This is a genomic window from Alicyclobacillus kakegawensis NBRC 103104, from assembly GCF_001552655.1.
GTDB classification, from domain to species: Bacteria; Bacillota; Bacilli; order Alicyclobacillales; family Alicyclobacillaceae; genus Alicyclobacillus_G; species Alicyclobacillus_G kakegawensis.
Genome location: NZ_BCRP01000007.1, coordinates 13,957 through 39,379, shown reverse-complemented (window position 1 = coordinate 39,379; position 25,423 = coordinate 13,957). Strand labels below are relative to the sequence as shown.

The window sequence follows — 25,423 nt, the reverse complement described above, 5'->3', positions numbered from 1 at the left end:
GGAGGGTGTTCATTTGAAACAAGAGTACAGCAAAGAGCAAATTCTTCAACTTGCCAATGAGCACAATGTCAAGTATGTACGCCTGCAATTCACTGACTTGTTAGGTGTCGTAAAAAATGTTGAAATTCCGGTGGATCAACTGCCAAAAGCCCTTGACAACAAAATCATGTTTGACGGGTCTTCCATTGAAGGATTCGTCCGCATCGAAGAATCAGATATGTACCTTGTGCCGGACAGGAGCACTTGGCTTGTGCTTCCTTGGAATTCGGAGCAGGGCTCTGTGGCGAGATTGATTTGTGACATTTATACCCCGGAGGGAGAGCCGTTCGCCGGCGATCCGCGGTCTGTCTTGAAGCGAGTCCTGAGCGAGGCTCGGGACATGGGTTTCAGTGCTTTCAACGTGGGTCCGGAACCGGAGTTCTTTTTGTTCAAGCTGGATGATCACGGCCGTTCCACGCTGGAAGTCAACGACGACGGCGGATACTTCGATTGGGCGCCGTTGGACTTGGGGGAAAACTGCCGGCGTGAGATTGTCTTGACCTTGGAAGCCATGGGCTTCGAAATCGAGGCCTCCCACCATGAGGTGGCCCCTGGACAGCATGAAATTGATTTCAAGTATGCGGACGCCGTAGCCGCCGCGGACAACATCGCGACGTTCCGCATGGTGGTGAAGACGATTGCCCGCCAGCATGGGCTGCATGCTACCTTTATGCCCAAGCCGGTGTTCGGCATCAACGGTTCTGGCATGCACTGCCACTTGTCCCTGTTCAAGGACGGGCAGAATGCTTTTTATGATGAAACGGACGAGTTGGGGCTGAGTCAGACGGCCCGCTATTTTCTGGCTGGCGTTTTGGAGCACGCTCCGGCGTTCACAGCGATTTGCAACCCGACTGTCAACTCGTACAAGCGGTTGGTGCCAGGCTATGAGGCTCCTTGCTACGTGGCGTGGTCGCCGAAGAATCGGTCGCCGTTGGTCCGCATTCCGGCCGCTCGGGGCATGAGCACGCGCATTGAGGTGCGCAGCCCGGATCCGTCCTGCAACCCGTACCTCGCCATTGCTTCCATGTTGGCCGCCGGTTTGGATGGAATCCGCCGGCAACTGCCATTGCCGGATCCGGTAGACCGCAATATCTACATCATGAGCGACGAGGAGAAAGAGGAGATTGGCATCCGCAACCTGCCGGAAAATCTGCTCATGTCGCTAGAGGCTCTGACGAAGGACGAGGTTGTCTGCTCGGCTCTCGGTGAGCATGTTCTCACTCATTTCGTAGAGGCGAAGAAGATTGAGTGGAACATGTACCGCACTCAGGTTACGGAATGGGAGACGGACCAGTACTTGAACCTGTATTGATACAGACTGGGAACCGATAAAGCAGAATGCAAGCGGACGCGGGAAAATTGCCCCGCGTCCGCTTTTTCTCGAGCGGCTTGATGTCGCAGGTTTGGACATTCGTTTTTATCACTTCGGCGAAAAGGGAACCGGTCTTGACGCAGGCCCTCCCTGACGAGGGAACGCTAAGTCAGTTGTCGAAATACGCCGATGACGCGGCCGAGAATGCGCACGTCTTTGTAAAACAGGGGTGCCATGGTCGAGTTCTCGGGCTGCAGGCGAATGCGATCCCGCTCGCGGTAGAACCGTTTCACCGTCGCTTCGTTGTCTTCAGTCAACGCCACGACAATTTCCCCGTTGCGTGCCGTATCCTGCTTGCGCACGATAACATAGTCTCCGTCCAGAATACCGGCTTCCACCATGCTATCGCCTTCCACACTGAGGAGATACACGTCTTCATCGCGCACCATGTCTTTGGGCAACGGGAAGTAATCCTCGATGTTTTCCACCGCGGTGATGGGGATACCCGCGGTCACTTTGCCCACGATGGGCGCCAGTACCGTATCGACCGTCGGCAGGGAGCTCTCTGCCTGTCTCTCATCTTCGAGGAGCTCGATGGCACGGGGCTTGGTTGGGTCTCTGCGCAGAAGCCCTTTCGCCTGCAGGCGGGCCAGGTGCCCATGGACTGTGGAACTGGATGCCAATCCCACAGCCTCGCCGATTTCGCGCACGGACGGCGGATATCCTTTTTCACGAATGTTTTTACGGATAAAATCGAGAATCGCTTGTTGCCGGGGGCTGAGACCTGTCGTCACAGGAAATCCTCGCTTTCCGAACTGCTTTCGGCTTTTCCACAGCATATCACAAGACCAGACGACACGCAAACAGGTGTTCGCGTTTGGCCTTGACAGCGAACGTGCGTTCGGGTATGTTCATGGGGAACAAGCGTTCCCGTGTGCGAAGCGTCTTCCTGGGAGGGGAATAAAGTGTACAGTTATTGCGAATTACAGCGCATCCGGCGGTCTTTTGGGGGCGGGCAGGCGGCATCCCTGCCAAGGGTGCCGCGCCGTGTTCTGTTATTCGCGGTCGCCCTGTGTTTGATTGGAGGATTCCTGGGGATTGGGACGCTTCCTTCAATCCAGGGTCAGACGGAAGGGATAGCCAAATATCGGGTGCGGCCGGGGGATACCGTGTGGTCCATCGTCGAACGGCAGCGTCTGCAAGGCGATGTGCGGCACTGGGTGCAGGTGGTCGTACAAATGAATCACCTGCGCAGCTCCGAAGCCATTCAGCCCGGGCAGACGCTGCTCATCCCTATGCCACACAGTATGGTGCAAGGATTACAGGAGTCCCAAGGCTAGGCAAGCATGCAAGACCCCGTCTTCTTCCACCGATTTGGTGACAAGCGAGGCCTGTCGTCGCACGGGCGCCGCAGCGTTGCCCATGGCGACCGAGATTCCCACGTGTCGAAACAGGGGGATATCGTTGCCGCCATCGCCGATATGGACGGCTTGTTCCGGTTTGATTCCGAGGTGGGTGAACAGTGCCTGGGCGCCTACAGACTTGTCGCACGCACCCTGCTGCAAATCGATAGCGTTCCAGTCCCAGCGATAGAGCAGACACTCAGGAAGTTGCCGTTGGATTTCTTCATCCCAATCCGGTGTCACCAGGACATTGCTCTGGAACACGGTTGGCTTGTCGGACAGCGGATACTCGTCAACTACTTCGATGGGGGAGAAGTCGTAGGCATTGAGAAGTGGTTGCAGCGGCTCGGGAATCGGGGACAGCGTGACGGCCCTGTCCGTGGTGTGCATAATCAGCGGCAAATCGTGTTGCCTCGTAAATCCAATCATTCGTTCTACCACATCGTTCGGCAGCGGCATTGCCTGGACAATGCGGCCACGCGAACTGGCGAGGGCTCCGTTGAAATAGACACCGTGTTCGACACCCAAGACGTCTTGCACCCGACGCGCATGAAGGACAGAGCGTCCTGTGCATAAAGCCACTTCGAGCCCTTTCTGCTTAAGTCCTGCAATCACGCGGTGTGCGCTTGGAACCAAGCGGCGCTGATGCACAAGAGTTCCATCGATGTCCAACAGTACCATGCGAATCTCCAATCGGCTTCCCCCCGCTCGAATCAGACTGGTGTATCGTGTCTCATTATACACGGGCCCGTCCGCACGCATAGGCGCAGAGAGTTTTTGCAGGCGGGAGGTATCTGCGGATCTGAGAAACCACTTCTTCGTTGCACCAAGCAAAGTCCTTACAGTATGATAGCCGTGTGTACTTGCGAGGTTGACAGGGTTCGGGAGGACGAGACATGTCAGTTACCATGGAACAATTAGTGGCTCTGGCGAAACACCGGGGTTTCATTTTTCCAGGCTCCGATATTTACGGCGGCTTGGCCAACGCTTGGGATTACGGGCCTCTCGGCGTCGAGTTGAAACTCAATCTGAAGCGTTTGTGGTGGCAGAAGTTTATTCAAGAATCCCCTTACAACGTGGGCCTAGACGCCGCCATCTTGATGAATCGGGACGTGTGGGTGGCGTCTGGGCATGTGACCAACTTTCACGATCCGATGGTCGACTGTCGTCAATGCAAGGCGCGGTACCGGGCGGACAAGCTGCTTGAGGAGGCATTGTCCGCTCACGGCGTGGACATATCCGTGGACGGCATGTCGTTTTCCGAGATGGAATCTTTACTTCGCGAATACGATGTTCATTGCCCCGAGTGCGGCGCTGCGGATTTCACCTCGATTCGTCAATTCAACATGATGTTCCGTACGCACCAGGGAGTGAATGAGGATACCAGCAGCGAGATTTTTTTGCGCCCGGAGACTGCTCAAGGTATCTTTGTGAATTTCCGTCATGTACAAAGAACGATGCGCAAGAAGCTGCCTTTTGGTATTGGGCAAATCGGCAAGAGTTTCCGCAACGAAATCACGCCTGGCAATTTCATCTTCCGAACCCGGGAGTTTGAACAAATGGAGTTGGAATTTTTCTGTGAACCTGGTACCGACATGGAGTGGTTTCAGTATTGGCGCGGGTTTTGTCATGACTGGCTGCGGTCTCTCGGTCTTTCCGATGACAATCTGCGTCTGCGGGATCACGCTCCGGAGCAGCTGTCCCATTACAGCACAGCGACGACGGATATCGAGTACCGGTTTCCCTTCGGCTGGGGAGAATTACTGGGCGTGGCAAACCGCACAAACTACGATTTAGGGCAGCACCACCAACACTCCCAGGAAGACTTCATGGTGAACGAGCCAGGAAAGGAGCCGTTTTTACCCTATTGCATAGAGCCTTCCATCGGCGTGGAGAGGTTGTTATTAGCCGTCTTTGCCGATGCATACGAAGAGCAGTCCCTAGAGGACGGGGATACACGCACGGTTTTGCACTTTCATCCCGCGGTGGCGCCCTTCAAGGCGGCTGTGTTTCCCCTGTCCAAAAAACTCGGGGGCCCCGCGCGCGCGCTGTTCCAGGATCTGTGCCGCGAGTTTCGTGTGGACTATGACGAATCCGGCTCGATTGGCAAACGGTATCGACGCCACGATGAGATCGGCACCCCTTACTGCATCACGTACGATTTTCAGTCTGAGGAAGATCAATGTGTCACCATCCGCGACCGCGATTCCATGGAGCAGACGCGGGTGCCGATGGCCGAGCTTTCCCATTGGCTGCGTGAGCACACGCGGCTGTGACAGGAGCATACGGCTTGCACGCATGCGCCTGGTCCAATCGGGAAGTCCTATGGGCAGGGGGTGTGTGGCATGACAAATCAACACACGGACAATCACAATGATGCGTTCACGTTCCACGGTGCGCTGCGGCGCAATGGCGTCACCGAAGGCATCGTGGAGAGGCGCGGCCGGGTGATGGACGAAGCGGCTCTGACGCCGATTCCCTGGAAACAAATCCACCGCGCCAACGTGCCACATCTGGCGAGGCGTTCGAATTGATTTGACGTGGGTCCAACACATTCCCGCACGCGGCGAGGGAGCCTTGGCTCCCTCACGCCGCCAGTGGACAGGGCGACTGCTCAGAGTGATGATCTACCGGTTGGGTGTGTTTGTTGAAACACTATAAGGACTGGGGGCTGGCGGTTATGGACGTCGGAGTAGCCGAAAAGACGGTGCTGGTTCAAGCGGCGACCCGCGGGCTGGGTTTTGCCGTGGCAAAGGCGTTCGCGTCCGAGGGAGCGCTGGTGGCCATTACCGGGCGAGACGAAAAGCGCCTGGAGGAAGCCGTGGCGACCCTTCAATCTGCCACGGACAATGAAAACGTCATGGGTGTGACCTGTGACCTGTCGCGGGCGGATCAGCTCGACAATGTCTTTCAGGTGATTGAACGTCGGTGGGGTGGGGTGGACGTGCTCATCAACAACACCGGCGGACCGCCCGTAGGGACTTTTGCGGAGGTTGATGACGCCCAGTGGCAGGAGGCCTTTGATTTGTGCCTGATGAGTTTTATCCGCTCCACTCGTCGCGTGCTTCCGCACATGCAGAAACAGCGTTGGGGACGCATTGTCAACATCGCGTCCTCCTCCATTCGACAGCCTGTCGATCGCCTGATTTTGTCCAATACCTTGCGAGCGGGTGTGCTGGGACTGGCGAAGAGTCTCGCGACGGAATTGGCCCCGTACAATATTTTGGTCAACACACTGGGCCCCGGGCGCATAGCGACCGACCGGGTGGCCTCGCTTGACCAAATGGATGCGGACAAACAAGGGATCTCGGTGGCTGAAGTGCAACGGCGGTGGTATGAGAGAATCCCAATGGGACGGTACGGACAGCCGGACGAGTTTGCCCAGATGGCGCTGTTTCTGGGTTCCGCAGCCAACGGCTACGTGACGGGGCAGGCGGTTTTGGTTGACGGAGGCATGGTGCGCAGTCTATAAACCCCAGGATCAGGAAAGAGAAGGGTTTGAGAGTTCTCTCTTAAACTTGTATAATTATTTTGCTTCGTATGGTGACTTGTTCAATTTCAGGAAGTAAGCGCTCGCATAGGCATGGCAGATTGCAAGATATCCGATTGTGATTTCCATCCTTCTGGTAGCAAACCGGACACACTGGGACACCGAGGGGGAGTTGACACATGGAGGCCCCGAGCCAAGCGTTGGACACCTGGATGCATGAGGATCGGATGTTTTCTCCTTCCGAGTCTTTCCGGCAGCAAGCCAATTTCGCAGATCCTTCCGTCTACGAGCGGGCCCAGCAAGACCCACAGGGGTACTGGGCAGAACAGGCTTCGTATATCACCTGGATGAAACCGTTCACTCGGGTCTTGGAGTGGAATCCCCCGCACGCTCGTTGGTTTGCGGACGGCAAGCTGAATGCCGCGCAGAACACGGTGGATAGGCACCGAGAGGGTCCGCGGAAGAACAAGGCCGCCATCATTTGGGAGGGCGAGCCTGGGGATCAAAGGGTCTTCACGTACGACCTGCTTGGGCGCGAGGTGGACCGTGCTGCCCACATGCTGAGGCGGTTAGGGGTACGGAAGGGGGACCGGGTCACCATCTATCTGCCGATGATCCCGGAGTTACCCATAGCCATGCTCGCTTGCGCCAAGATCGGTGCCATTCATTCGGTGGTCTTTGGTGGCTTCTCAGCGGCCAGTCTACGGGATCGTCTGGTCGATGCGGGCTCCAAGTTGTTGATCACAGCGGACGGAGGGTGGCGCCGCGGCCAGGTGATTCCCCTCAAGCAAAATGCGGATGAAGCGGTTGTCGGGACATCGGTCGAACAGGTGTTGGTTGTCCGGCGTGTCGGCGAGGCGTCAGGAGCCACCATGGTGGCCGGCCGGGACCTGGACTGGCAGGAAGAAATGGCGAAGTCGCCGACGGCTCCCTTCCCACCCGAACCGATGGATGCCGAGGATGTTTTATATCTGCTGTATACCTCAGGCACCACAGGCAAGCCCAAGGGGATTGTGCACAGCACGGGCGGATATATGGTGGGCGTGAACACGTCCATGCGCAGCGTCTTCGACATCAAGGACAGCGACGTCTACTTCTGTTCGGCGGACATCGGCTGGGTGACGGGACATACGTATGTGGTTTATGGCCCTTTGTCCGCTGGGGCGACAGTTGTCCTGTATGAAGGGGCTCCGGACTACCCAGGGCGCGACAGGTTTTGGCAGCTCATCGAGCGGTATGGAGTGACGATTTTCTACACGGCTCCCACGTCCATTCGTATGTTCATGAAGTGGGGCGAGGAGTATCTAAAGCCATATAACCTGGACAGCCTGCGCCTGTTGGGGACGGTCGGTGAACCCATCAACCCTGAGGCGTGGATGTGGTTTCATGAGCACGTGGGTCAGGGGCGTTGCCCTATTGTGGACACGTGGTGGCAGACTGAAACCGGATGCGCCATGGTGGCGCCGCTGCCGGGTCTGGTGGCCACAAAACCCGGATCGGCCACGCGGCCTGTACCCGGAATTGAAATCGATATTGTGGACGAGCAGGGCCAATCGGTTCCTCGCGGCCAAGGCGGCTACCTGGTGGTGAAACGTCCGTGGCCCTCGATGCTGCGCACGGTGTGGGGCGATGATGAACGGTTCCGTACCACGTATTTTGGCAAGTTCGAGGGTCTTTATTTATCGGGAGACGGGGCCTATATGGACGAAGACGGGTATCTGTGGATTTTAGGTCGAATCGACGATGTAATTAACGTGTCTGGGCATCGCATCGGCACGATGGAGGTTGAAAGCGCCCTGGTGGCGCACGCGGCGGTTGCCGAGGCGGCGGTGATTGGACGCGCGCATGATGTCAAAGGTCAGGCTATCACCGCCTTTGTGACGGTGAAAGAAGGCGTCGACCCGGACGACCAGCTGGCCCAGGAACTGAAGCGTCATGTGGCGTCGACCATCGGGGCCATGGCTCGACCGGAGGAAATCATCTTTGCGGCTGACTTGCCCAAGACCCGCAGTGGTAAAATTATGCGCCGCTTGCTGCGCGACATCGCGGAAGGCCGGGTGATTGGTGACACCTCCACCTTGGCCGATCCGTCCGTGATCAGGGCCTTGCAGGAGCAGCATCGGGGCATGGAGGGCTAAGTGTGACCTGAGGCCCCGGAGAGCATACTACAAGCACCTCATCCTCCCCGGGGCCATGGTCCGCTGCGCCAGGTGATCTACCCCTTCATCGACTCCAACCACTCTGCGTAACACGAGTCGCACAGCGGCTCGTCGTGTTCATCATCCGCGTCGTAGAAGGTTACATAATGCGGGTCCCCCTCGATTGGGTGTTGGCAGTAGTAGCAGCTATCCATTGCTCTCCCCTCCGGTACGACAGGCTGCTCAACGCCATTGCTTTGGCCGTCTTAGCTTGTGCATTCTGTCGCCGGTTTTGCACGGATTTTGTTGCCATGCAAGGGACGCCCCGTGCAGCCAGGGTGGTGACCGGCATGGCGAGATTGCAGAAGCTGTTGTGCGCAGGCTGGACCGGGCAAATACCGCGACGAAAGTACCTAACTGCCCCATATGGTGAACCAAGTCCAGGTGAGGAGGTGTGGAAAGTGTACGGGGTTTTTGGCGGATATACCCGGTGGGCGGTCGTGTTCCTGATTATCTTCGTCCTGTTCTTCCTGTTGGTTCCGGGTTATGGCGCAGCGGCTGGATATTGAGTCCCCGTGATGGGTATGAGGCAGCCCCGGTGGTCTTCTAGGAGACATTTTGTGCATGAAGGAGGGCTACGGGATGTACGACGGAGTTCTTGGCGCATATACCCGCTGGGCGATTGTGTTCTTGATCATCTTCGTCCTGTTCATTCTCCTGATTCCGTATCACGTGCCAACCTGTACGACCACCCCTGCATGCTGAGGCGGTATTCAGGGGGAGTAGCCCTGTGCGGTGCGTTCTGCACAGGGCCGACTTATTCGGCGAAAAAAGTATTGCAGCGTGTTCATTTCCCGATTATAGTGAGGTGAGAAGCGGAAAAAATACATACTGCGCAGATGACTGTTGGCGTGAGAGTGTAGCAATACCACCGATGGGGCAATGTGCGGTTGCAACCTCGGCCCGCACAAAATCTCTCAGGTCGTGATAGCGCCACAGGATGCAGCTCTGGAGAAGCCGACGGACGACGGCTACCGATGGGGCAACCACGTGGTTGTGGGGAACTCTCAGGTTGTGAGACAGAGACGACGAGGACACGGTCTTCGTGTGTCTCTGTTTTTTTATGCATTTTCACGCGCAAAAGGCGGGGAAGGCCGCCGCGCGAACGGGAGGGAGTGGCGTGGCCAGTCTGAAACGGACCGCCCTTTATCCAGTATACGCGGAGTATGGCGCAAAACTGGTGAATTTTGGCGGTTGGGAGATGCCTGTCCAGTTTGACAGCATCCTCAAGGAACATGAGGCCGTGCGTCGCGCGGCCGGTTTGTTCGATGTGTCACACATGGGAGAACTGGAGGTTGTCGGGCGCAAGGCGCGGTCATTTTTACAGTCGATGGTGACCAATGACCTGTCTAAACTCGTCCCCGGGCGTGCAGCGTACTCGCCGATGCTGTATGAACACGGTGGCACCGTGGATGACCTTCTGGTTTATTGCTTGACGGACGAGCGGTACCTGCTTGTGGTGAACGCGGCCAATATCGACAAGGACTACGCCTGGTTGGCGGAACATGCAAACGGGCATGCGGTGTCCGTAACGGATCGGTCTGATGAATGGGCGTTGTTGGCTCTGCAGGGTCCACGAGCTGCAGCGATTCTGGAGAGATTGACGTCTGTGTCCTTGGCTGCTGTACGGCCGTACCGTTTTGTCCTGGACGAAGTGGACGGCGTGCAGGCTCTTGTCTCCCGCACCGGATACACGGGGGAGGACGGTTTTGAAATCTACGTCCCAGCGGAATCGGCGCCCGCTCTGTGGCGGAGACTGCTGGCCGCGGGTGCGGCGGATGGGCTCGTTCCCTGTGGATTGGGGGCGCGTGACACGCTTCGGTTGGAAGCCGCTTTGCCGCTGTATGGGCATGAGTTGGACACGGACATCACCCCGCTTGAAGCCGGTCTCCACCGCTTCGTCAAGTTCGACAAAGGTGATTTCATCGGCCGCTCCTCCCTGATCACCCAGCAGGAAACAGGTCCGGCTCGGGAGCTGGTTGGGTTGCGTCTGCTCCACCGAGGCGTGCCGCGGGCGGGGCAGGCGATTGTCTCGCTGTCTCATGGTTCCATCGCACGCGAAGGGGAGTGCATCGGCAAGGTGACATCGGGAACGCATTCGCCGACTCTGCACCAGGGAATCGCCTTGGCTCTCGTGAGGGCCGGATGCGTCCGGGTTGGCAGCCAAGTCGGCATCGACATCCGCGGCCGGGCGGCCGTCGCCGAGGTGGTGGAAATCCCCTTCTATCGGCGGGCGCGCTCGGTGTGATTGAAACCAGCATGAGAGGTGAAGGACGGTTGGCAAACTTCAGCTATCTCCCGCACACCGATGAGGACCGGCAAACGATGATGGATTTTCTCGGCATTTCGGATATCGGCGAGCTATTCGCCGACATCCCCGAGTCGGTGCGCCTGAAGCATCCGCTCCAACTGCCCGATGCCATGTCCGAGTTGGAGCTGTTTCGTCACATGCAGGGACTGGCCCAGCAAAATCGGGACCTTCATCAGCTGGTCAGCTTTCTGGGAGCCGGCGCCTACGAGCACTATCAGCCGAGCGTTGTGGAGGCGATAATCGGTCGATCCGAATTCTACACGTCCTACACGCAATACCAGCCGGAGGTCAGCCAAGGGATGCTGCAGGCTATCTTTGAGTACCAGACCCTGGTGGCCGAACTCACAGGCATGGATTTGGCCAACGCGTCGATGTACGATGGGCCGACGGCGCTGGGCGAAGCCGGTATGGTGGCCTGTACCCACACGCGCCGCAACCGGCTGTTGCTGGCCGGCACGCTTCACCCAGAGTATCGACAGGTGGTGGCGACCTACGCCGGCGGCCAGTCGGTGGAGCTGCTGGAGATTCCGCATCAGGGCGGGCGCATTGACCTTAATCAGCTGCAATCGATGTGTGATGGGACGACAGCGGGTGTGATAGTGCAATACCCGAATTTTTTCGGCCAGCTGGAAGACCTGGCCAACATCGCAGACATCGCCCACAGAGCGGGGGCGCTGCTGGTCGTCAGCGCGTACCCTGTGGCCTTGGGATTGTTGGAGCCGCCCGGGCGGTTGGGCGCGGACGTAGTGGTTGCAGAAGGGCAATCGCTCGGCAACTGGCTGAGCTTTGGCGGGCCCTATCTGGGCATGATGGCCGCCCGCCGCGACCTGATGCGGCGCCTGCCGGGACGCATCGTGGGCGAGACGGTGGACGCAGACGGGCGGCGGGGATACGTCCTCACGCTGCAAGCGCGGGAACAGCACATCCGCCGCGAAAAGGCGTCGTCCAACATCTGCTCAAACCAGGCTTTGAACGCCTTGGCGGCAACGGTCTACCTGACGTACATGGGACCACAGGGCATGCGCGAGTTGGCGCTCCAGAACTACCATAAGGCGCATTACCTAAGGCACTGTCTGGAACAGGTCGATGGCGTGCAGGGCGTCTTTTCTGGTCCCTTTTTCAACGAGTTCGTCGTTCGACTGCCGCGCCCGGTCGCAAGCGTACAGAAGCGCCTGCTGGCCGAAGGTTTCTTGTTTGGGCTGGACCTGGGCCGGTTCTATCCGGAATTGCAGGACTGTGTGCTGCTGACTGTGACCGAGGTGCGTACGCGCGCTGAAATCGATACCTTGGTGCAGCGAGTGAAGGAGGCGCTTGTATGACCGCCGAGACCAAGCAGACGGTTCCGCTTGTGTTTGAGCGCAGCCGGCCAGGACGCACCGCTTACACGCTGCCGGCCTTGGACGTACCGGAATTTGACGTGGCGGGCGAATTGGGCAGGTACTACCGCCAGGATGCGCCCCGTCTGCCGGAGTTGAGCGAATTGGATGTGGTTCGCCACTTTACGGCCCTGTCCACGCGCAACCACGGCGTCGATTCGGGCTTTTATCCGCTCGGCTCCTGTACGATGAAGTACAACCCAAAGCGCAACGAAAAGGCGGCCGGTTTGCCTGGTTTTGTCCACATCCATCCCTATCAGCCGGAAGAGACGGTGCAAGGGGCATTGGCGTTGATGCACCGTTTGCAGCAGGACCTGATGGAGATCACCGGGATGGATGCGGTCAGTCTGCAACCTGCGGCTGGCGCCCAGGGGGAATGGACCGGCCTGCTGATGATTGCCGCGTACCATCGGGATCGCGGAGAAAAACGCGACAAGGTCATTGTTCCCGACTCCTCCCACGGAACCAATCCGGCCAGTGTGACGATGGCGGGACTGAAGGCTGTGACGATTCCTTCGGACCGAGATGGCAACGTGGATCTGGCGGCTCTACGCGCCGCGGTCGGTTCCGATACGGCGGCGCTGATGTTGACCAATCCGAGTACGCTCGGTTTGTTTGAGACCCAGATTGAAGAGATTGCCCGCATTGTCCACGAGGCGGGCGGCTTGCTGTATTACGATGGGGCGAACGCGAACGCGATCTTGGGCTACACCCGTCCGGGCGACATGGGGTTCGACGTGGTGCACCTGAACCTGCATAAGACCTTCTCGACGCCTCACGGGGGCGGCGGCCCAGGAGCCGGTCCGGTGGGGGTGAAGCAGTTTCTGGCTCCGTATCTGCCCAAACCGACTGTGACTCAGGACGCCGACGGACGGTATCGGTGGAATTGGGATGTGCCGCGCTCGATTGGCAAGGTCAAAGGCTTCTACGGAAATTTCGGCGTCTTGGTCCGCGCTTACGCGTATATCCGCACAATGGGCGCTCTGGGCCTCAAACAAGCGTCCGAGTCCGCCGTGCTGGCTGCCAATTACGTGATGCGGCGACTGGAGAGTTCCTACGACCTGCCGTTTGACCGGGTGTGCAAGCATGAGTTTGTGCTCTCTGGCGCACGCCAAAAGAAAAACGGGGTGAAGACGCTGGATATCGCCAAACGCGTGCTGGATTTCGGTATACACCCGCCGACCATCTACTTCCCGCTCATCGTGGACGAATGCATGATGATTGAGCCGACGGACACGGAGAGCCTGGAAACCCTGGAGGAGTTTATCAGGGTCATGCTGCAGATTGCCGACGAGGCTAAGGAGCACCCGGAGGTCGTCAGGTCGGCGCCGCACACGACGGTGGTGGGGCGGTTGGATGAGGTGAAGGCGGCCAGGCAGCCGGTGCTCCGCTATCGGTTCGAGTGAAATCGAGGTGTTGGAGAGTGTCCTTTACCAGCCTTTCTCAACTGGCGCGGCAGGCGGAAGAAAGAGGCCTGTCGATTGCTCGTCTGATGATGTCCGTGGAAGAGCGACAATCGGGGCTCGACGAAGACGAGCTGATGGCCAAGATGGCGAGCCAGTTTGCGGTGATGGAACAGGCGGTGCGCAAAGGTATCCTGGAACCGGAGCGCTCGCGCACGGGGTTGACCGGACAGGATGCGGCGCGCGTGCACGCCTACCTTGGACGCGGCGCCAGCTTTGTGCCTCCGGAGCCCCTGCGGGCGATGGCGTACGCGTTGGCGGTGTCGGAAGTCAATGCGGCGATGGGGCGCATCGTGGCTACGCCGACAGCGGGCGCTGCGGGAATCTTGCCGGGGGTTCTGGTAAGCCTCCTGGACTCCGGGCGGTATACGCGAGACCAGCTGGTGTGCAGTCTGTTTACGGCCGCAGCGCTGGGGCTTGCCATCGCCAACGCGGCCTGCATTTCCGGCGCGGCCGGCGGCTGCCAGGCGGAAGTGGGGTCTGCCACCGCCATGGCCGCCGGGGCGCTGGTCGAATTGGCGGGCGGATCGCCGCAAGCGGCGGTGCATGCGGCGGCTTTGGCGTTGCAAAACTCACTCGGGCTTGTGTGCGATCCGGTGGCGGGACTGGTCGAGGTCCCTTGCGTCACGCGCAACGGTTTACACGCCATCACCGCGCTGGCAGCGGCCGACATGGCGCTGGCGGGCGCCACCAGAGCGACCGCTCTGGTGGCCAGTTCCATCGGCGGGGGCAAGGTCGAGGTGATAGAACTGGACGGCCTGCACGTCAGGTTCACAGGTGAACGTTTCACGCTAATCTTGTATCATGTGGATGAACAGGGGTTTCTCGCTCGCGTATCGCGCCTGTTGGACGAGCGTGGCTCCAACATTGCGCGCCTGAGTTTGGAGCGGTGGACAAAAGGTGGCGACGCGGTCACAGTGTGTGAGGTGGATCAGCCTGTCCCATCTTCGGTGCTGGCGGACTTGCGGACCGGCATCAGGGGGGTGCGCGATATCCGCGTCGTCTCAGTGTTCTAATGCGTGCGTGTGCGGCGATGGCCCGATCACGAGGGGGAAGGCATGTGACGTTTTTGAACCAGATGGATGCGGACGTGGCCGCAGCCATGCAGGCCGAGTTACAGCGGCAGCGGCAAAAGATCGAACTCATTGCTTCGGAGAACTTTGTCAGTCGGGCCGTGTTGGCGGCCATGGGAACCGTTCTGACCAACAAATACGCTGAAGGGTATCCCGGGCGTCGTTACTATGGCGGCTGCGAACACGTGGACGTGATCGAGCGGATTGCCATCGAGCGGGCGAAGGAATTGTTCGGCGCCGACCATGTCAACGTGCAGCCCCATTCGGGAGCCCAGGCCAACATGGCCGTTTACTTTGCGGCTCTGAACCCGGGGGACACCGTGTTGGGGATGAACCTGGCGCACGGCGGCCACCTGACGCATGGGAGCACGGTCAATTTTTCGGGCAAGACCTACCAATTCGTGCCGTACGGGGTCGATGCCTCCAGCCAGCGGATTGATTACGATGAAGTGGAGCGGCTGGCCGAAGAGCACCGGCCACGGTTGTTGGTCGCGGGCGCTAGCGCCTATCCGCGGGTCATCGACTTTGCGCGGCTGCGGGACATCGCCGACAAGGTGGGGGCGTTGTTGATGGTGGACATGGCCCACATCGCCGGTCTGGTGGCCACGGGTCATCACCCGTCGCCGGTGCCGTACGCAGACTTTGTGACCACGACCACGCACAAAACGCTGCGCGGGCCGCGAGGCGGGATGATCCTGTGCAAGGTAGAACACGCGAAAGCCATCGATAAGGCGGTGTTCCCAGGCATTCAAGGCGGGCCCCTGATGCACATCATTGCCGCCAAGGCGGTGGCGTTCGGCGAGGCGCTGCGCCCTGAGTTTCGCCAGTATTCACAAGCGGTGGTGGACAACGCCCAGGCTCTCGCTGACGCGCTGTCCGAGCGGGGATTTACGTTGGTATCCGGGGGCACGGACAATCACCTGATGTTGGTCGACTTGCGCAACGTGGGCTTGACGGGCAAGGAAGCTGAACGACGCCTCGACGAGGTGGGCGTGACCGTAAACAAGAACGCCATACCGTTCGACCCGGAAAAGCCGAACACGACCAGCGGCATTCGCCTGGGCACTCCCGCCGTCACCACGCGCGGCATGGACCAGGAGGCCATGGCGGAGATAGCCGACATTCTGGCCCTCACACTCAAGGACGGGAGCGAATCGGCCTTGGCCGCGGCGCGCCAGAAGGTGCGGGCGTTGTGCGCGCGCTTCCCGTTGTATGACGGGCTGACCTATGTTTAAGCTGGGAAACTTGGCATGACAGAGGGGGGCTGTCCCAAAACCCATCGTATGATGGGGGAGGGGAGAGCCCCAGTTATGTTTGGGGATTTGTTTGTCAGCATCCTGTGGATTGACCTCGGCGTCCATTACCGCTTCTGCTTCCCTTAGCTTCGGATTCGGCTGCTTCATGTTTTACGGTCCCGTATCAATTGAACTTGCCAATCGAATTCGGCCCGTTTCTTCTGGAAAACGATGGTTCGCAGTTCGGTGTCTCCACCCCTCTAAGTAATCGTGTAGGGAGTAGAAATTCGATTTTATGAGTCGGACTTTCTCCTCCTTCGTTTCGCTCCGAATCATTTCGTCGAGCAGTTTTCTCAGCCGGACATCGCTCATTCTGTTTCCTGCATGGATGGACATGACAACAGGTTTTATTTTCTCTGGTCCATCCGAAATGATCACGGATTGTAGGTTGCCATGCTTAGCTGCGTTGAGAATACGTCCTATCAGTTCCCTGCTACATTGATTCATATAATCGACCGTCTGAGCGTCATGGATTTGCAATGCGTGTTGGAGTCGATTTAGAGACGTATGAATCATTTTTTCGATCCCGCGCGCATTCGATTGGGCATCCGCTCTAACCGTTCAAATTGATGCGTTGAAATTTGAACTTGGTCGGCGTCACCCCCTGATAGGATCGAAAACAAGGAGTTGTGAAGAGAAAGTTCAAAAATATTGAATAACTCGATCCGGTAATCAAATCTATGCAACCGTCCGAAACTCTCCATCATATGAATCAGGGCATCTGGGTTAAATCTCAAGCAAAATTCATTCTCGAGTTGCAGACGTTCCAAATAGTGCTGAATGTAGACGATACCCTGCAAACGCATGTTATCCATCCCCAAGGGATAATCAATGCTCGCCATTGTGTTATGGGCTTCGAATATGATGTTGTATTTCTTTATAAATAGGGGTAACGATTCATCAATCGTCGTATGGTAGGCATCGACCGGAACCTCTAGCTTATGTCGCTTGACCTCTTTATAAAGTGACTTTACCTCTTCGAGGCATTGACTGACCCGTTCCACCCCTTTTTTCACAGAGTTTCACAACGTCGCTTGTCTTCAAGTAGGTGATTGCTTGATTGGGATGCTCAAGATTCAATAAATAAGTGTCCACGGCATACAGGATGGACGTTAGGATGCTTTCCGCTGTGTCAGTTGCAACGGATGAGCTTTCTCCCTGTGTGTATCGCCAAATCAGGTCCCCCAAGATAACCATCAGCCTATACTGGATGCTATAAACTTCCTGATTGCTTAACAGGCCAATGCGCTGTGCTTCGTTCAAGAGGGAGAGTGTATACTGATGCTTGTCCAGCCGTGATGGATTGATATCGTTTGAGCAAGTTAGTGACTGGTCATCACTTGCGGAATAGCCTGCGTCGCCAGGTATCACGATTCATCGTCTCCTTCCTTCAGATACTCTAGATGCATGGTCTGGATTCTGAAATTCTCGGCAAACTCTTCAAGCTTGTTTCGTAACAGTTTCAGGGAACCCGCGCATTCGTTGTCAAAGTAATGTTTCATTATCGCGATCAATTTGAAATCGCCGATCTTGTCTTCAGTCTCGTTCTTCAGGTAATAGAAAATCTCGTGAAGTTCGTTCAGCGTCGAGATGTAGTTCTCTTGACAAATACACGGGGACGCGGAAAAAACTTCAATGAGTTCTTTTGTGGCTTCCATTCCCGGCCCACTCGCCCGTAACTGTACAGAACCTGAGTTCTGGCCGTCATCAAGTCCTGAATGTCACGAGGGGTTAGTCGCAGGTTGTACGCTATGGTCCTTTCGTTTAGGGAGAGTAGTTCTGTTACATACGGCATTTGAGTTGCAATGCTCATGCAATTGAGGAGGCGGGACAGTACCATGTGGCTTCACTCCCGTAAAGACCGAATTCTTGGCACATAACCGTTCAAATTCCCATTGACATTCGATGCAAATTGTTATATAATAAAAAATATATAAAATTTTGGTGTATATTTTACCGCACGTTCATTGCAGCGTCAATGGATTTCGGAGTGTTATCGTGTACGTTTGTAACTCGCATATGCGCTTTGACGATTGCGCCGCATGGTCTGAGCAGGACTCATGCGGCGCATTCAACATTTGTAAGAAAAACCCCCCTGTTTCTGCCGCGCAATTTGAGAAAATCTCCGACACTCGATGGGCGTCTTGAATACACCCCGTAGAGGAAATTTGTACACTGCTTGCGGCATCTCGTTCTTCATCATTCAATCAGGGGGAACCCAGCAGCTCTGTGCTTGTGCAGTGCAGGAGGTTCCTCAAGGAGTGTCAGGTGAAGGGCTAACCCCCCTTCATGTCCATGCTGCCGCGGCTAGCAACCCAGCCCCCGCCGTGGAACTCGCGCTGCACGTCCGCTGGGGCGCAGTCCTCCTGATGGGGGAGTCCCAATTGAGTGGCGCCCCTTTCTGCTGTCCAGGCACTAATACGGACTATGCCTGTAGCACGAAAGGACTATTTCCAAACAGGCCGAGTGCGTCTTACTCCAGTGTTTTGAAGGAAGTATGGTTGACATGGGTTCCGTACGATCCACGGTCGGATCGAACGAAAGTGAACGAACCTGTCGGGCGCCGCAGGGGTGTGACCGGGTGCACAGGCAGCAAGGGCGCCGGGCTACCCTCGGCACGAGTGTTAGAACATCGAAGACAGAAAGGAGAGATAGGGCCTTGAGGAGTCGGACACCAAGACGTATGGGAGCGATAGGTCTGACGGCGTTGGCTCTGCTGTTTCTGGCCACCGGATGTGGACCTGAATACATAGTGCTCAACCCGGCAGGACCTGTCGGTCGCGAGGAGTTGCACCTCATTGAGTTGTCCACGGTTCTCGTGCTCATTGTCATTGTACCCGTATTGGCATTGTTGGCGTTTATTGTCATACGCTACCGAGACCGTCCGGGAAGCAAGGCCGGGTATACGCCGGAATGGTCGGAGAGCAAATGGCTGGAGGTGGTGTGGTGGGGCGTCCCGATTGTCATCGTCGGTCTGCTCGGGTACTACACCGGCAAGAGCACGTTTGCTCTTGTCCAGCCTCCGGAAAAGGACGTGAAACCCCTCACGATTCAGGTCACGTCCCTCGACTGGAAGTGGTTGTTCCAGTACCCCGGTCAGAAGGTGGCCACAGTCAATTACTGTGAGATTCCGACGGGGGTTCCGGTGCAGTTTGTACTCACGTCCGACGCCCCGATGAACTCGTTCTGGGTCCCGCAGTTGGGCGGGCAAGAGTACACCATGCCCGGCATGGCGATGCGGTTGTGGCTGCAGGCGGATAAGCCGGGAAGCTACTTCGGCACGGGCGCCAATTTCACCGGCAAGGGGTTCGCCCACATGCACTTCCAGGTGGTCGCGAAGTCCGACACTGAGTTCAATCAGTGGGTAAAGCAGGTGAAGTCGTCCTCGCCCGCCTTGACCATGGCTGGGTACAACAAGTTGCAACAGCCGGGGACCATGGGCACGGCGAGCTACTCGTCGTATCCGAAGAACTTGTTTGACAAGATTGTGTGGAAGAACGGCGGCCGCTACATGCCTAACATGATGATGGACCAGGGCCTGGATGCCAACATGGCCGGCATGAGCGGTATGAGTTCCCAGACTTCCAAGGACTCGAATGCACATTCCTGATGGTGGACTGGCGAAAGGAGTGAACGGTCGATGCCACAATGGCTCCATACGTTTGGGGACCAATACCTGATGTGGAACGAGGGTCCGCTGATTTGGATTTCGGACGTCCTGATTCTGCTTACAGGTTTTGGGATTGTGTTCGTCCTCACCTATTTCAAAAAGTGGGGATGGTTGTGGCGTGAGTGGTTGACTACGGTTGACCACAAGAAAATTGGCATCATGTACTTGATAGCGTCGCTGTTGATGATGTTCCGCGGCGGCGTGGACGCCCTTCTCTTGCGCACGCAGTTGGCGGTGCCCAACAATCACTTCCTGGATGCCGAACACTATGATCAGATCTTTACGACGCATGGTACTATCATGATTCTGTTCATGGCCATGCCGTTCATCTTCGCCTTGTTCAACATCGCGGTGCCGCTGCAAATTGGCGCCCGCGACGTGGCGTTTCCCTATTTGAACGCCATCAGTTTTTGGCTGTTCTTCTTCGGGGCGCTGTTGTTCAACATCTCCTTCGTGTTTGGCGGTTCCCCGGACGCAGGCTGGGTCAGCTATCCGCCGTTGGCCGGACCGGAGTTTGACAAGGGGCCCGGTGAGAACTTCTATCTGCTCGCGCTGCAGATCTCGGGTATCGGCAGCATCGGCACGGGCATCAACTTCCTGGCCACCATCCTGAAAATGAGGGCGCCAGGGATGACCTTGATGCGGATGCCGTTGTTCACATGGTCGGTTGTGGCGACCTCGTTGGTCATCATCTTCGCCTTTCCGGCACTGACCGTGGCGCTGGCGTTGTTGCTGCTGGACCGGATTGTCGGCACGCACTTTTTCACCATGACGCACGGCGGCGATCCGATGATGTACATCAACCTGTTCTGGATCTGGGGTCACCCAGAGGTGTACATCGTCATCATGCCGGCTTTCGGGGTGTTCTCCGAGGTTGTGGCGACGTTCTCGCGCAAGCGCGTCTTCGGATACACTTCGATGGTCACTTCCTTGTTGCTGATTAGTGTCATCAGCTTCTTTGTGTGGGCGCACCATTTCTTCACGATGGGCGCGGGCGCCGATGTCAACACCTTCTTTGCCGTGGCGTCGATGGCGGTGGCCATCCCGACCGGTGTGAAGATCTTCAACTGGTTGTTCACGATGTTTCGCGGCCGAATCCGTCTGGAGCTGCCGATGTTGTGGACCATCGCGTTTGTGCCGTGCTTCGCCATCGGTGGCGCCACCGGCGTCATGCTGGCGGCTGCACCCGCCGATTATCAGTACCATAACAGCTATTTCTTGATTGCTCACTTCCACCAGGTGCTGATTGGCGGCGTGGTCTTCGGCATGCTGGCTGGGATGTACTATTGGTGGCCGAAAATGTTCGGCTTCAAATTGGATGATCGGCTCGGCCGCTGCGCCTTCTGGTTCTTTAACATCGGTTTCTACGTGTGCTTCATGCCGCAGTATGCGCTCGGCTTTATGGGCATGCAACGGCGTATGTACGTCTACCCGGCCAATATGGGTTGGAACACGCTGAACCTGGTCTCGACCATCGGCGCGTATCTGATGGGGATTGGCTTCTTGTTCATCGTGGCGCAGATCTTGTACAGCATCAGGTACGGTGAGCGTGACGTGACGGGCGACATCTGGGATGGACGCACGCTGGAGTGGTCGTTGCCGTCGCCGGTCCCGCACTACAACTTTGCCGTCATTCCCACCATCACCTCGCGTGACGCTTGGTGGGAGATGAAGCAAACGGGCCAGACCCAGGCGCTGCGGCCGTCTGCGGATGAGATTGCGCCGATTCACATGCCAAAGAATTCGGGCCGTCCCTTCATTTTGAGCGCCTGTTTCTTCGTGGCGGGATTTGGTTTCGTGTTCGAGTGGTTCTGGCTGGCGGCGCTGGGATTGCTCGGTGTGGTCATCTGCCTCATCCTGCGTGCGTTCGAGTATGACGACGAGTATCACATTCCGCCCCACGAGGTCGTTGAGACCGAGTCGGCGCTGGGGAGGTTGTAAGCATGGCGCTCGCAGAAAAGCACGTCACCTCTGGCGGATCGGCGCGGGCCTCGTCCATCGAATACCGGGACCCGCACCAGGCCGTTCGAATTCTTGGGTTCTGGTTGTTTCTCTCAACAGACATGCTCTTGTTCGCGTGCCTGTTTGCCACCTATCTGGTGGTGCGGACGCATACGGACGGCGGCCCGACGCCGCATGAAATTTTTGACGTGCCCGGTTTCACCATCGAGACGTTCCTGCTGTTGACCAGCAGTTTTACCGGCGGGTTAGCGACCTTGGCCATGCGCAACGGCCACAAAAAGCAGCTGATGGTATGGCTTATCGTCACCATTCTGCTTGGACTCGGATTTGTGGGCCTGGAAATTCAGGAGTTCATGGCGGACGTGGCGGAAGGGGCGACGATGCAAAGGAGCGCGTTCCTGTCGGCGTTCTTCACCCTGGTGGGCACGCACGGCAGCCACGTGTCGCTCGGCATCGGCTGGATGTTCATCACCCTCCTGCAGGTGGCGCGGCGCGGCATCACCGAGGTCACCGCTCGCAAGGTGTTTATCGTCAACCTGTATTGGCACTTCCTCGACGTGGTGTGGGTGTTCATCTTCACAGTTGTCTATTTGTCCGGGGTGGTGATGTAAAATGGAGCGGGGAGCGCAAACGACTCAGCACGGCCACCATTCGCCGACCCTATACATTGTGGGATACGTATTGTCCCTGGTGCTGACCGCCATCTCTTTCGTGTTGGCGCTGACGCACGCTATGTCTGTCGGGCCGATGATGTGGATCTTGATGATTCTGGCCGGATTGCAGATTTTGGTGCAGCTGTTCTTCTTCATGCACGTTACGGAAGGTGACGGTCCGCCTTATCACTCGGTGACGTTGTTGATAGGTCTAATCTTCACATTTGCCATCTGTCTGATGTCCATCTGGATTATGACCTTTCATTATCAATCGTACTGATACTGACGGGTCTGGTGCATTTTACCGTCCCAAGGGTCGCACACTGGGAAGGGGCTGGGTGACTCACCCAGTCTCCGACCAAGCCCCTTGATGAGAAAGGAGAATCGTCCATGGCGACGATGTCAGTCGGACGGGCGAAATCAGATGCGGACGTTGTCGAAGTGCCGCGCGGCTGGCTTGACACCGTCAAGTTGTTCATCGAGCTGACGAAGCCGCGCATCATGGTGCTGCTGTTGTTTACCGCCTACGCCGCGGCTATCGTCGCGCGAGGAGGCATACCCAGCCTTGGAGAAAGCCTCGCACTGCTGCTGGGTTTGGCTCTGTCGACAGGTGGGGCGGCGGCCGTGAACATGTGGTATGACCGGGACATTGATGCGGTCATGTCGCGGACGTCCAAGCGTCCTTTGCCTATGGGGCAGGTATCTTCACGGGCGACCCTTGTTTACGGAATCGCTTTGGGCGTGTTGTCGGTGGTCGTTCTCTGGGTGTTTGCAAATCCGCTGTCGGCGCTGTTGTCCGCAGCCGGATTTGTCTACTACGCCGTGATTTACACCATGTGGCTTAAGCGGACGACACCGCAAAACATCGTGATTGGCGGGGGCGCGGGCGCGTTTCCGCCGCTCGTGGGCTGGGCCGCCGTCACCGGGCACCTGAGCGTGACCGCCTGGGCGTTGTTTGCCATTGTGTTCTTCTGGACGCCGCCACATTTTTGGGCATTGGCGCTGTATAAGAATGCCGATTATGTACGGGCCGGAATTCCGATGATGCCAGCGGTCCGCGGTGCGCGGACCACCAAGCGCCAATGCGTAGGATACGCCGTACTCTTGTTGCTGGTTTCGCTCGTGCCCTGGCTCACCGGCGCTGTTCATACTTGGTACGTCTTTGCCGCGGCGGCTGTGGGCGTGGTCTTTTTGCTGGCCAACCTGCGCATGTGGCGCGAATCCGACGAGACGACCGTCTGGGCCAGGCGGACGTTTTTATGGTCGCTGTTGGATTTACCAGCATTGTTCACGCTGCTCGTGGTGGCGAGTCTGGTGTGATGGAAACGCAGCTGGCCTTCTCCGCAGTGGGGATCTCAATCGGCTTAGGGCCCGCCGGGATACGAGCGTTCGAAGTACAGGAGGTTACCGCAGATGAGCATGCAGGCCATAAAACCCACGTCAGGCGGGGCAGCTAGGTCCCGGCGGGGTCGGCTGTTCGGGTTGTCGCTGACCACCCTCATCGTCCTGTTTGTCGCCAATGTGATTGGTTTTGCCGATACGGCGACCGGATCGGTCTATGGGTGTGGACATGATTGGCCGCTCTGCAATGGACAGTTGATCCCGTCCGTTTGGTCGGAACACACCGCCATTGAGTATGCCCATCGAGTGAGTGTGTTCGCGATGGAGATCTTGCTGCTGGTGACCATCATCTGCGCTTGGCGCTGGTACGGCAGACATCGTTGGTTGCGCATTTCGATTGCCTGGATGGTACTGGGCGTGGTTCTGGAGTCCATACTCGGGGCGCTGGCCGTGTTCGCCATCAATCCACCTGCGCTGATGGCTACGCATATGGGCATAGCCCTCTTGGCGCTGGGGGGTGTGACGGTTATGACAGTGGAAAGCTGGCGAACCGAGCGGGGACAGGGGTGGCGTCCTGAGCGAGCGCGCAAGGTTGTAGAAGGCCGTGACGACACGGGCTTGGGGAGAACGCTGTATCTTTGGTCTTGGTTTGCTCTTGCGTTTTCGTACGTCGCGATTTATGTCGGGTCCTATGTGGCTAGCACGGGCGACGGCGCGAGTTTTCAGGGCTGGCCGTTGCCGATGGAGTCGTACCACGCGATGCCCCATGTGTTTGTCATTGACGTGGTGCATCGCGGCCTCGCCCTGGGCATGCTCCTGGTCACCATCCGGCTGGCCCTCCTGGGGTATCGGTTCCGAGCTGTAAGTCGAGGGGCTGCTTGGTTTACCTTGTTGTCCGTCATCCTGGTTTGCCTGCAGGCATTCAGCGGGGCTTGGCTGATTCTTTCCCACCTGAGCTTGCCCGCTTTTCTCACGCACGTTTCCTTCTCTTCGCTCTTGTTTGCGGACCTGTGCGCCGTGACCGCTCTGGCCGCAAACTATCGGGTTATGGCTCCGGGCCACGAAGGGGAACCTCAAGTGTTACCACTGTTCCCCGGCCGATCTCGGAGTTGACCTGGCATCTGCCGCCGATGAGTTGGCACCGTTCACGCATCGTTTGAAGTCCATAGTGCCCGGGCGAGGCGGGGATGGACGGGGTGAACCCCCGTCCATTGTCGCTTATGCTGACTTCAATCCCGTCACCATCGACCCCTCCGTTTCCATCCAGGTCTGAAGCTGCCGAAGTACCCGTTCGTCGGACGCGGATTTGCACGCGTTGCGCATGAGCGTGTTTGCGGACGTTGGCCAGAGCTTCTTGCACGACACGCAGAACTTGGCTTGTGATGTAGGCGTCCAACATCGGGATGGCACCGTGGACGTCAACTTCCACTGTGATGCCGTAGCGGGACTGAAAGTCGGCCGCATAGCGGCGAATGTGGCGCAACAGGTCTTCGTCCGGATCGACAGCGAGGTCGTAGATGGCCTGACGCAGTTCCACCAGGCTTTGATCCAGAATACGGCTGATGGCTTTTACATCCTCCGCTGGGATGGGGCAACCCGCTTCGCTGTCCGCGACCAAGCGTTTGGCCAGCGAACTGGCGTAGGCGAGGTCCTGTGAGATACCATCGTGCAAATCGCGCGCCAAGCGATGACGTTCCTGTAGTGTATAATGAAGCTCCAGCCTCCGCCGGGCTGATTCACTCAGTTTGTTCCGACGGGCTGTTTGCGATTTTCCGGCTCGGACGACCTCTTCCACCCAATATCCACTCCGTTCCCCGATGGGTGTGCCAGGCACACC

24 protein-coding genes, 1 pseudogene and 1 riboswitch are annotated in these 25,423 nt (G+C 57.6%); of the genes and pseudogenes, 18 read left to right on the top strand and 7 right to left on the bottom strand.

Annotation, left to right across the window (positions count from 1 at the left end; all coding sequences use genetic code 11):
- Positions 1-13 precede the first annotated feature (13 nt).
- A complete protein-coding gene (gene glnA / locus AK2_RS07265) occupies positions 14-1,351 on the top strand; it encodes a type I glutamate--ammonia ligase (protein ID WP_067932893.1) in 1,338 nt (445 codons plus the stop codon).
- A gap of 164 nt (positions 1,352-1,515) precedes the next feature.
- On the opposite strand, the gene lexA is transcribed toward glnA, so the two are convergent.
- On the bottom strand, positions 1,516-2,190 hold the full coding sequence (gene lexA, locus AK2_RS07260; RefSeq protein ID WP_067932891.1) for a transcriptional repressor LexA: 675 nt from the start codon (positions 2,188-2,190) through the stop codon (positions 1,516-1,518).
- 126 nt (positions 2,191-2,316) lie between these two features.
- On the opposite strand from lexA, the gene AK2_RS07255 reads away from it, so the two are divergent.
- The gene (locus AK2_RS07255; protein ID WP_067932889.1) at positions 2,317-2,691 is read left to right on the top strand and encodes a LysM peptidoglycan-binding domain-containing protein; all 375 of its coding nucleotides are present in this window, start codon (positions 2,317-2,319) and stop codon (positions 2,689-2,691) included.
- On the opposite strand, the gene AK2_RS07250 is transcribed toward AK2_RS07255, so the two are convergent.
- The gene (locus AK2_RS07250; RefSeq protein WP_067932886.1) at positions 2,671-3,447 is read right to left on the bottom strand and encodes a Cof-type HAD-IIB family hydrolase; all 777 of its coding nucleotides are present in this window, start codon (positions 3,445-3,447) and stop codon (positions 2,671-2,673) included. The two genes, AK2_RS07255 and AK2_RS07250, sit on opposite strands and share 21 nt — an antisense overlap.
- Positions 3,448-3,650: 203 nt before the next feature.
- On the opposite strand from AK2_RS07250, the gene AK2_RS07245 reads away from it, so the two are divergent.
- The 4 genes from AK2_RS07245 (at position 3,651) to acs (ending at position 8,382) form a co-directional block, all read left to right on the top strand.
- The gene (locus AK2_RS07245; protein ID WP_067932884.1) at positions 3,651-5,030 is read left to right on the top strand and encodes a glycine--tRNA ligase; all 1,380 of its coding nucleotides are present in this window, start codon (positions 3,651-3,653) and stop codon (positions 5,028-5,030) included.
- Between the two features lie 69 nt (positions 5,031-5,099).
- On the top strand, positions 5,100-5,288 hold the full coding sequence (locus AK2_RS07240; protein WP_067932882.1) for a hypothetical protein: 189 nt from the start codon (positions 5,100-5,102) through the stop codon (positions 5,286-5,288).
- Between the two features lie 146 nt (positions 5,289-5,434).
- Positions 5,435-6,226 carry an SDR family oxidoreductase gene (locus AK2_RS07235; RefSeq protein WP_067932880.1) on the top strand — a complete coding sequence of 264 codons (792 nt, stop codon included), beginning with the start codon at positions 5,435-5,437 and terminating at the stop codon, positions 6,224-6,226.
- Between the two features lie 197 nt (positions 6,227-6,423).
- Complete coding sequence (gene acs, locus AK2_RS07230) at positions 6,424-8,382, top strand: acetate--CoA ligase (RefSeq protein ID WP_067932878.1); 1,959 nt, start codon at positions 6,424-6,426, stop codon at positions 8,380-8,382.
- 77 nt (positions 8,383-8,459) lie between these two features.
- Here the strand turns inward: acs and AK2_RS17100 are convergent, their stop codons facing one another.
- Positions 8,460-8,597 (bottom strand): hypothetical protein, encoded by a 138-nt coding sequence (locus AK2_RS17100; protein WP_169794746.1) that lies wholly within the window; start codon positions 8,595-8,597, stop codon positions 8,460-8,462.
- A 427-nt stretch (positions 8,598-9,024) separates the two neighbouring features.
- On the opposite strand from AK2_RS17100, the gene AK2_RS17630 reads away from it, so the two are divergent.
- The 6 genes from AK2_RS17630 (at position 9,025) to glyA (ending at position 15,900) form a co-directional block, all read left to right on the top strand.
- Positions 9,025-9,147 carry a hypothetical protein gene (locus tag AK2_RS17630; RefSeq protein ID WP_281180631.1) on the top strand — a complete coding sequence of 41 codons (123 nt, stop codon included), beginning with the start codon at positions 9,025-9,027 and terminating at the stop codon, positions 9,145-9,147.
- Between the two features lie 233 nt (positions 9,148-9,380).
- Positions 9,381-9,475: riboswitch (glycine riboswitch) on the top strand.
- 87 nt (positions 9,476-9,562) lie between these two features.
- Positions 9,563-10,690, top strand: coding sequence for a glycine cleavage system aminomethyltransferase GcvT (gene gcvT, locus AK2_RS07225; RefSeq protein ID WP_067933147.1), 1,128 nt, complete (start codon positions 9,563-9,565; stop codon positions 10,688-10,690).
- Positions 10,691-10,719: 29 nt separating this feature from the next.
- Positions 10,720-12,072 (top strand): aminomethyl-transferring glycine dehydrogenase subunit GcvPA, encoded by a 1,353-nt coding sequence (gene gcvPA / locus AK2_RS07220; protein ID WP_067933145.1) that lies wholly within the window; start codon positions 10,720-10,722, stop codon positions 12,070-12,072.
- Entirely contained in the window at positions 12,069-13,535 is a 1,467-nt protein-coding gene (gcvPB, locus tag AK2_RS07215) for an aminomethyl-transferring glycine dehydrogenase subunit GcvPB (RefSeq protein WP_067932876.1), read from the top strand. Before gcvPA ends, gcvPB begins: the two co-directional genes overlap by 4 nt.
- Before the next feature lie 17 nt (positions 13,536-13,552).
- Positions 13,553-14,608, top strand: coding sequence for an L-serine ammonia-lyase, iron-sulfur-dependent, subunit alpha (gene sdaAA / locus AK2_RS07210; protein WP_067932874.1), 1,056 nt, complete (start codon positions 13,553-13,555; stop codon positions 14,606-14,608).
- Positions 14,609-14,670: 62 nt separating this feature from the next.
- On the top strand, positions 14,671-15,900 hold the full coding sequence (glyA, locus tag AK2_RS07205; protein WP_169794750.1) for a serine hydroxymethyltransferase: 1,230 nt from the start codon (positions 14,671-14,673) through the stop codon (positions 15,898-15,900).
- A gap of 171 nt (positions 15,901-16,071) precedes the next feature.
- Here the strand turns inward: glyA and AK2_RS17760 are convergent.
- From AK2_RS17760 to AK2_RS17425, 3 genes and pseudogenes are all read right to left on the bottom strand, one after another.
- Positions 16,072-16,964 (bottom strand): annotated as a pseudogene (locus AK2_RS17760) (DUF6179 domain-containing protein).
- The gene (locus AK2_RS17755) at positions 16,918-17,157 is read right to left on the bottom strand and encodes a DUF6179 domain-containing protein (protein WP_369406126.1); all 240 of its coding nucleotides are present in this window, start codon (positions 17,155-17,157) and stop codon (positions 16,918-16,920) included. The pseudogene AK2_RS17760 and the gene AK2_RS17755 overlap by 47 nt, the downstream one beginning before the upstream one ends.
- Before the next feature lie 170 nt (positions 17,158-17,327).
- Positions 17,328-17,618 (bottom strand): DUF6323 family protein, encoded by a 291-nt coding sequence (locus tag AK2_RS17425; RefSeq protein ID WP_245632812.1) that lies wholly within the window; start codon positions 17,616-17,618, stop codon positions 17,328-17,330.
- A 1,001-nt stretch (positions 17,619-18,619) separates the two neighbouring features.
- On the opposite strand from AK2_RS17425, the gene AK2_RS07190 reads away from it, so the two are divergent.
- The 6 genes from AK2_RS07190 (at position 18,620) to AK2_RS07165 (ending at position 24,699) form a co-directional block, all read left to right on the top strand.
- Positions 18,620-19,570 carry a ubiquinol oxidase subunit II gene (locus AK2_RS07190; protein WP_245632811.1) on the top strand — a complete coding sequence of 317 codons (951 nt, stop codon included), beginning with the start codon at positions 18,620-18,622 and terminating at the stop codon, positions 19,568-19,570.
- 30 nt (positions 19,571-19,600) lie between these two features.
- The gene (gene qoxB / locus AK2_RS07185) at positions 19,601-21,571 is read left to right on the top strand and encodes a cytochrome aa3 quinol oxidase subunit I (RefSeq protein ID WP_067932869.1); all 1,971 of its coding nucleotides are present in this window, start codon (positions 19,601-19,603) and stop codon (positions 21,569-21,571) included.
- 2 nt (positions 21,572-21,573) lie between these two features.
- Positions 21,574-22,203 carry a cytochrome aa3 quinol oxidase subunit III gene (gene qoxC / locus AK2_RS07180; protein WP_067932867.1) on the top strand — a complete coding sequence of 210 codons (630 nt, stop codon included), beginning with the start codon at positions 21,574-21,576 and terminating at the stop codon, positions 22,201-22,203.
- Position 22,204: 1 nt separating this feature from the next.
- Positions 22,205-22,525, top strand: coding sequence for a cytochrome o ubiquinol oxidase subunit IV (locus AK2_RS07175; protein ID WP_067932865.1), 321 nt, complete (start codon positions 22,205-22,207; stop codon positions 22,523-22,525).
- A 110-nt stretch (positions 22,526-22,635) separates the two neighbouring features.
- Positions 22,636-23,565, top strand: a complete 930-nt coding sequence (locus AK2_RS07170) for a heme o synthase (RefSeq protein WP_245632810.1) — start codon at positions 22,636-22,638, stop codon at positions 23,563-23,565.
- A gap of 93 nt (positions 23,566-23,658) precedes the next feature.
- The gene (locus tag AK2_RS07165; protein WP_067932863.1) at positions 23,659-24,699 is read left to right on the top strand and encodes a COX15/CtaA family protein; all 1,041 of its coding nucleotides are present in this window, start codon (positions 23,659-23,661) and stop codon (positions 24,697-24,699) included.
- On the opposite strand, the gene AK2_RS16420 is transcribed toward AK2_RS07165, so the two are convergent.
- Entirely contained in the window at positions 24,632-25,381 is a 750-nt protein-coding gene (locus tag AK2_RS16420) for a sensor histidine kinase (protein WP_169794745.1), read from the bottom strand. The genes AK2_RS07165 and AK2_RS16420 overlap by 68 nt on opposite strands.
- Positions 25,382-25,423 lie beyond the last annotated feature (42 nt).

Coding starts and splice junctions, on each gene's coding strand:
- AK2_RS07245 (WP_067932884.1), top strand. CDS start 3,651: ATGTCAGTTACCATGGAACAATTAGTGGCTCTGGCGAAACACCGGGGT.
- AK2_RS07165 (WP_067932863.1), top strand. CDS start 23,659: ATGAGCATGCAGGCCATAAAACCCACGTCAGGCGGGGCAGCTAGGTCC.
- qoxB (WP_067932869.1), top strand. CDS start 19,601: ATGCCACAATGGCTCCATACGTTTGGGGACCAATACCTGATGTGGAAC.
- AK2_RS07170 (WP_245632810.1), top strand. CDS start 22,636: ATGGCGACGATGTCAGTCGGACGGGCGAAATCAGATGCGGACGTTGTC.
- AK2_RS07175 (WP_067932865.1), top strand. CDS start 22,205: ATGGAGCGGGGAGCGCAAACGACTCAGCACGGCCACCATTCGCCGACC.
- AK2_RS07235 (WP_067932880.1), top strand. CDS start 5,435: ATGGACGTCGGAGTAGCCGAAAAGACGGTGCTGGTTCAAGCGGCGACC.
- AK2_RS17425 (WP_245632812.1), bottom strand. CDS start 17,618: ATGGAAGCCACAAAAGAACTCATTGAAGTTTTTTCCGCGTCCCCGTGT.
- lexA (WP_067932891.1), bottom strand. CDS start 2,190: ATGCTGTGGAAAAGCCGAAAGCAGTTCGGAAAGCGAGGATTTCCTGTG.
- AK2_RS07240 (WP_067932882.1), top strand. CDS start 5,100: ATGACAAATCAACACACGGACAATCACAATGATGCGTTCACGTTCCAC.
- acs (WP_067932878.1), top strand. CDS start 6,424: ATGGAGGCCCCGAGCCAAGCGTTGGACACCTGGATGCATGAGGATCGG.
- gcvPB (WP_067932876.1), top strand. CDS start 12,069: ATGACCGCCGAGACCAAGCAGACGGTTCCGCTTGTGTTTGAGCGCAGC.
- qoxC (WP_067932867.1), top strand. CDS start 21,574: ATGGCGCTCGCAGAAAAGCACGTCACCTCTGGCGGATCGGCGCGGGCC.
- glyA (WP_169794750.1), top strand. CDS start 14,671: ATGGATGCGGACGTGGCCGCAGCCATGCAGGCCGAGTTACAGCGGCAG.
- AK2_RS17755 (WP_369406126.1), bottom strand. CDS start 17,157: ATGGTTATCTTGGGGGACCTGATTTGGCGATACACACAGGGAGAAAGC.
- AK2_RS17630 (WP_281180631.1), top strand. CDS start 9,025: ATGTACGACGGAGTTCTTGGCGCATATACCCGCTGGGCGATTGTGTTC.
- AK2_RS17100 (WP_169794746.1), bottom strand. CDS start 8,597: ATGGATAGCTGCTACTACTGCCAACACCCAATCGAGGGGGACCCGCAT.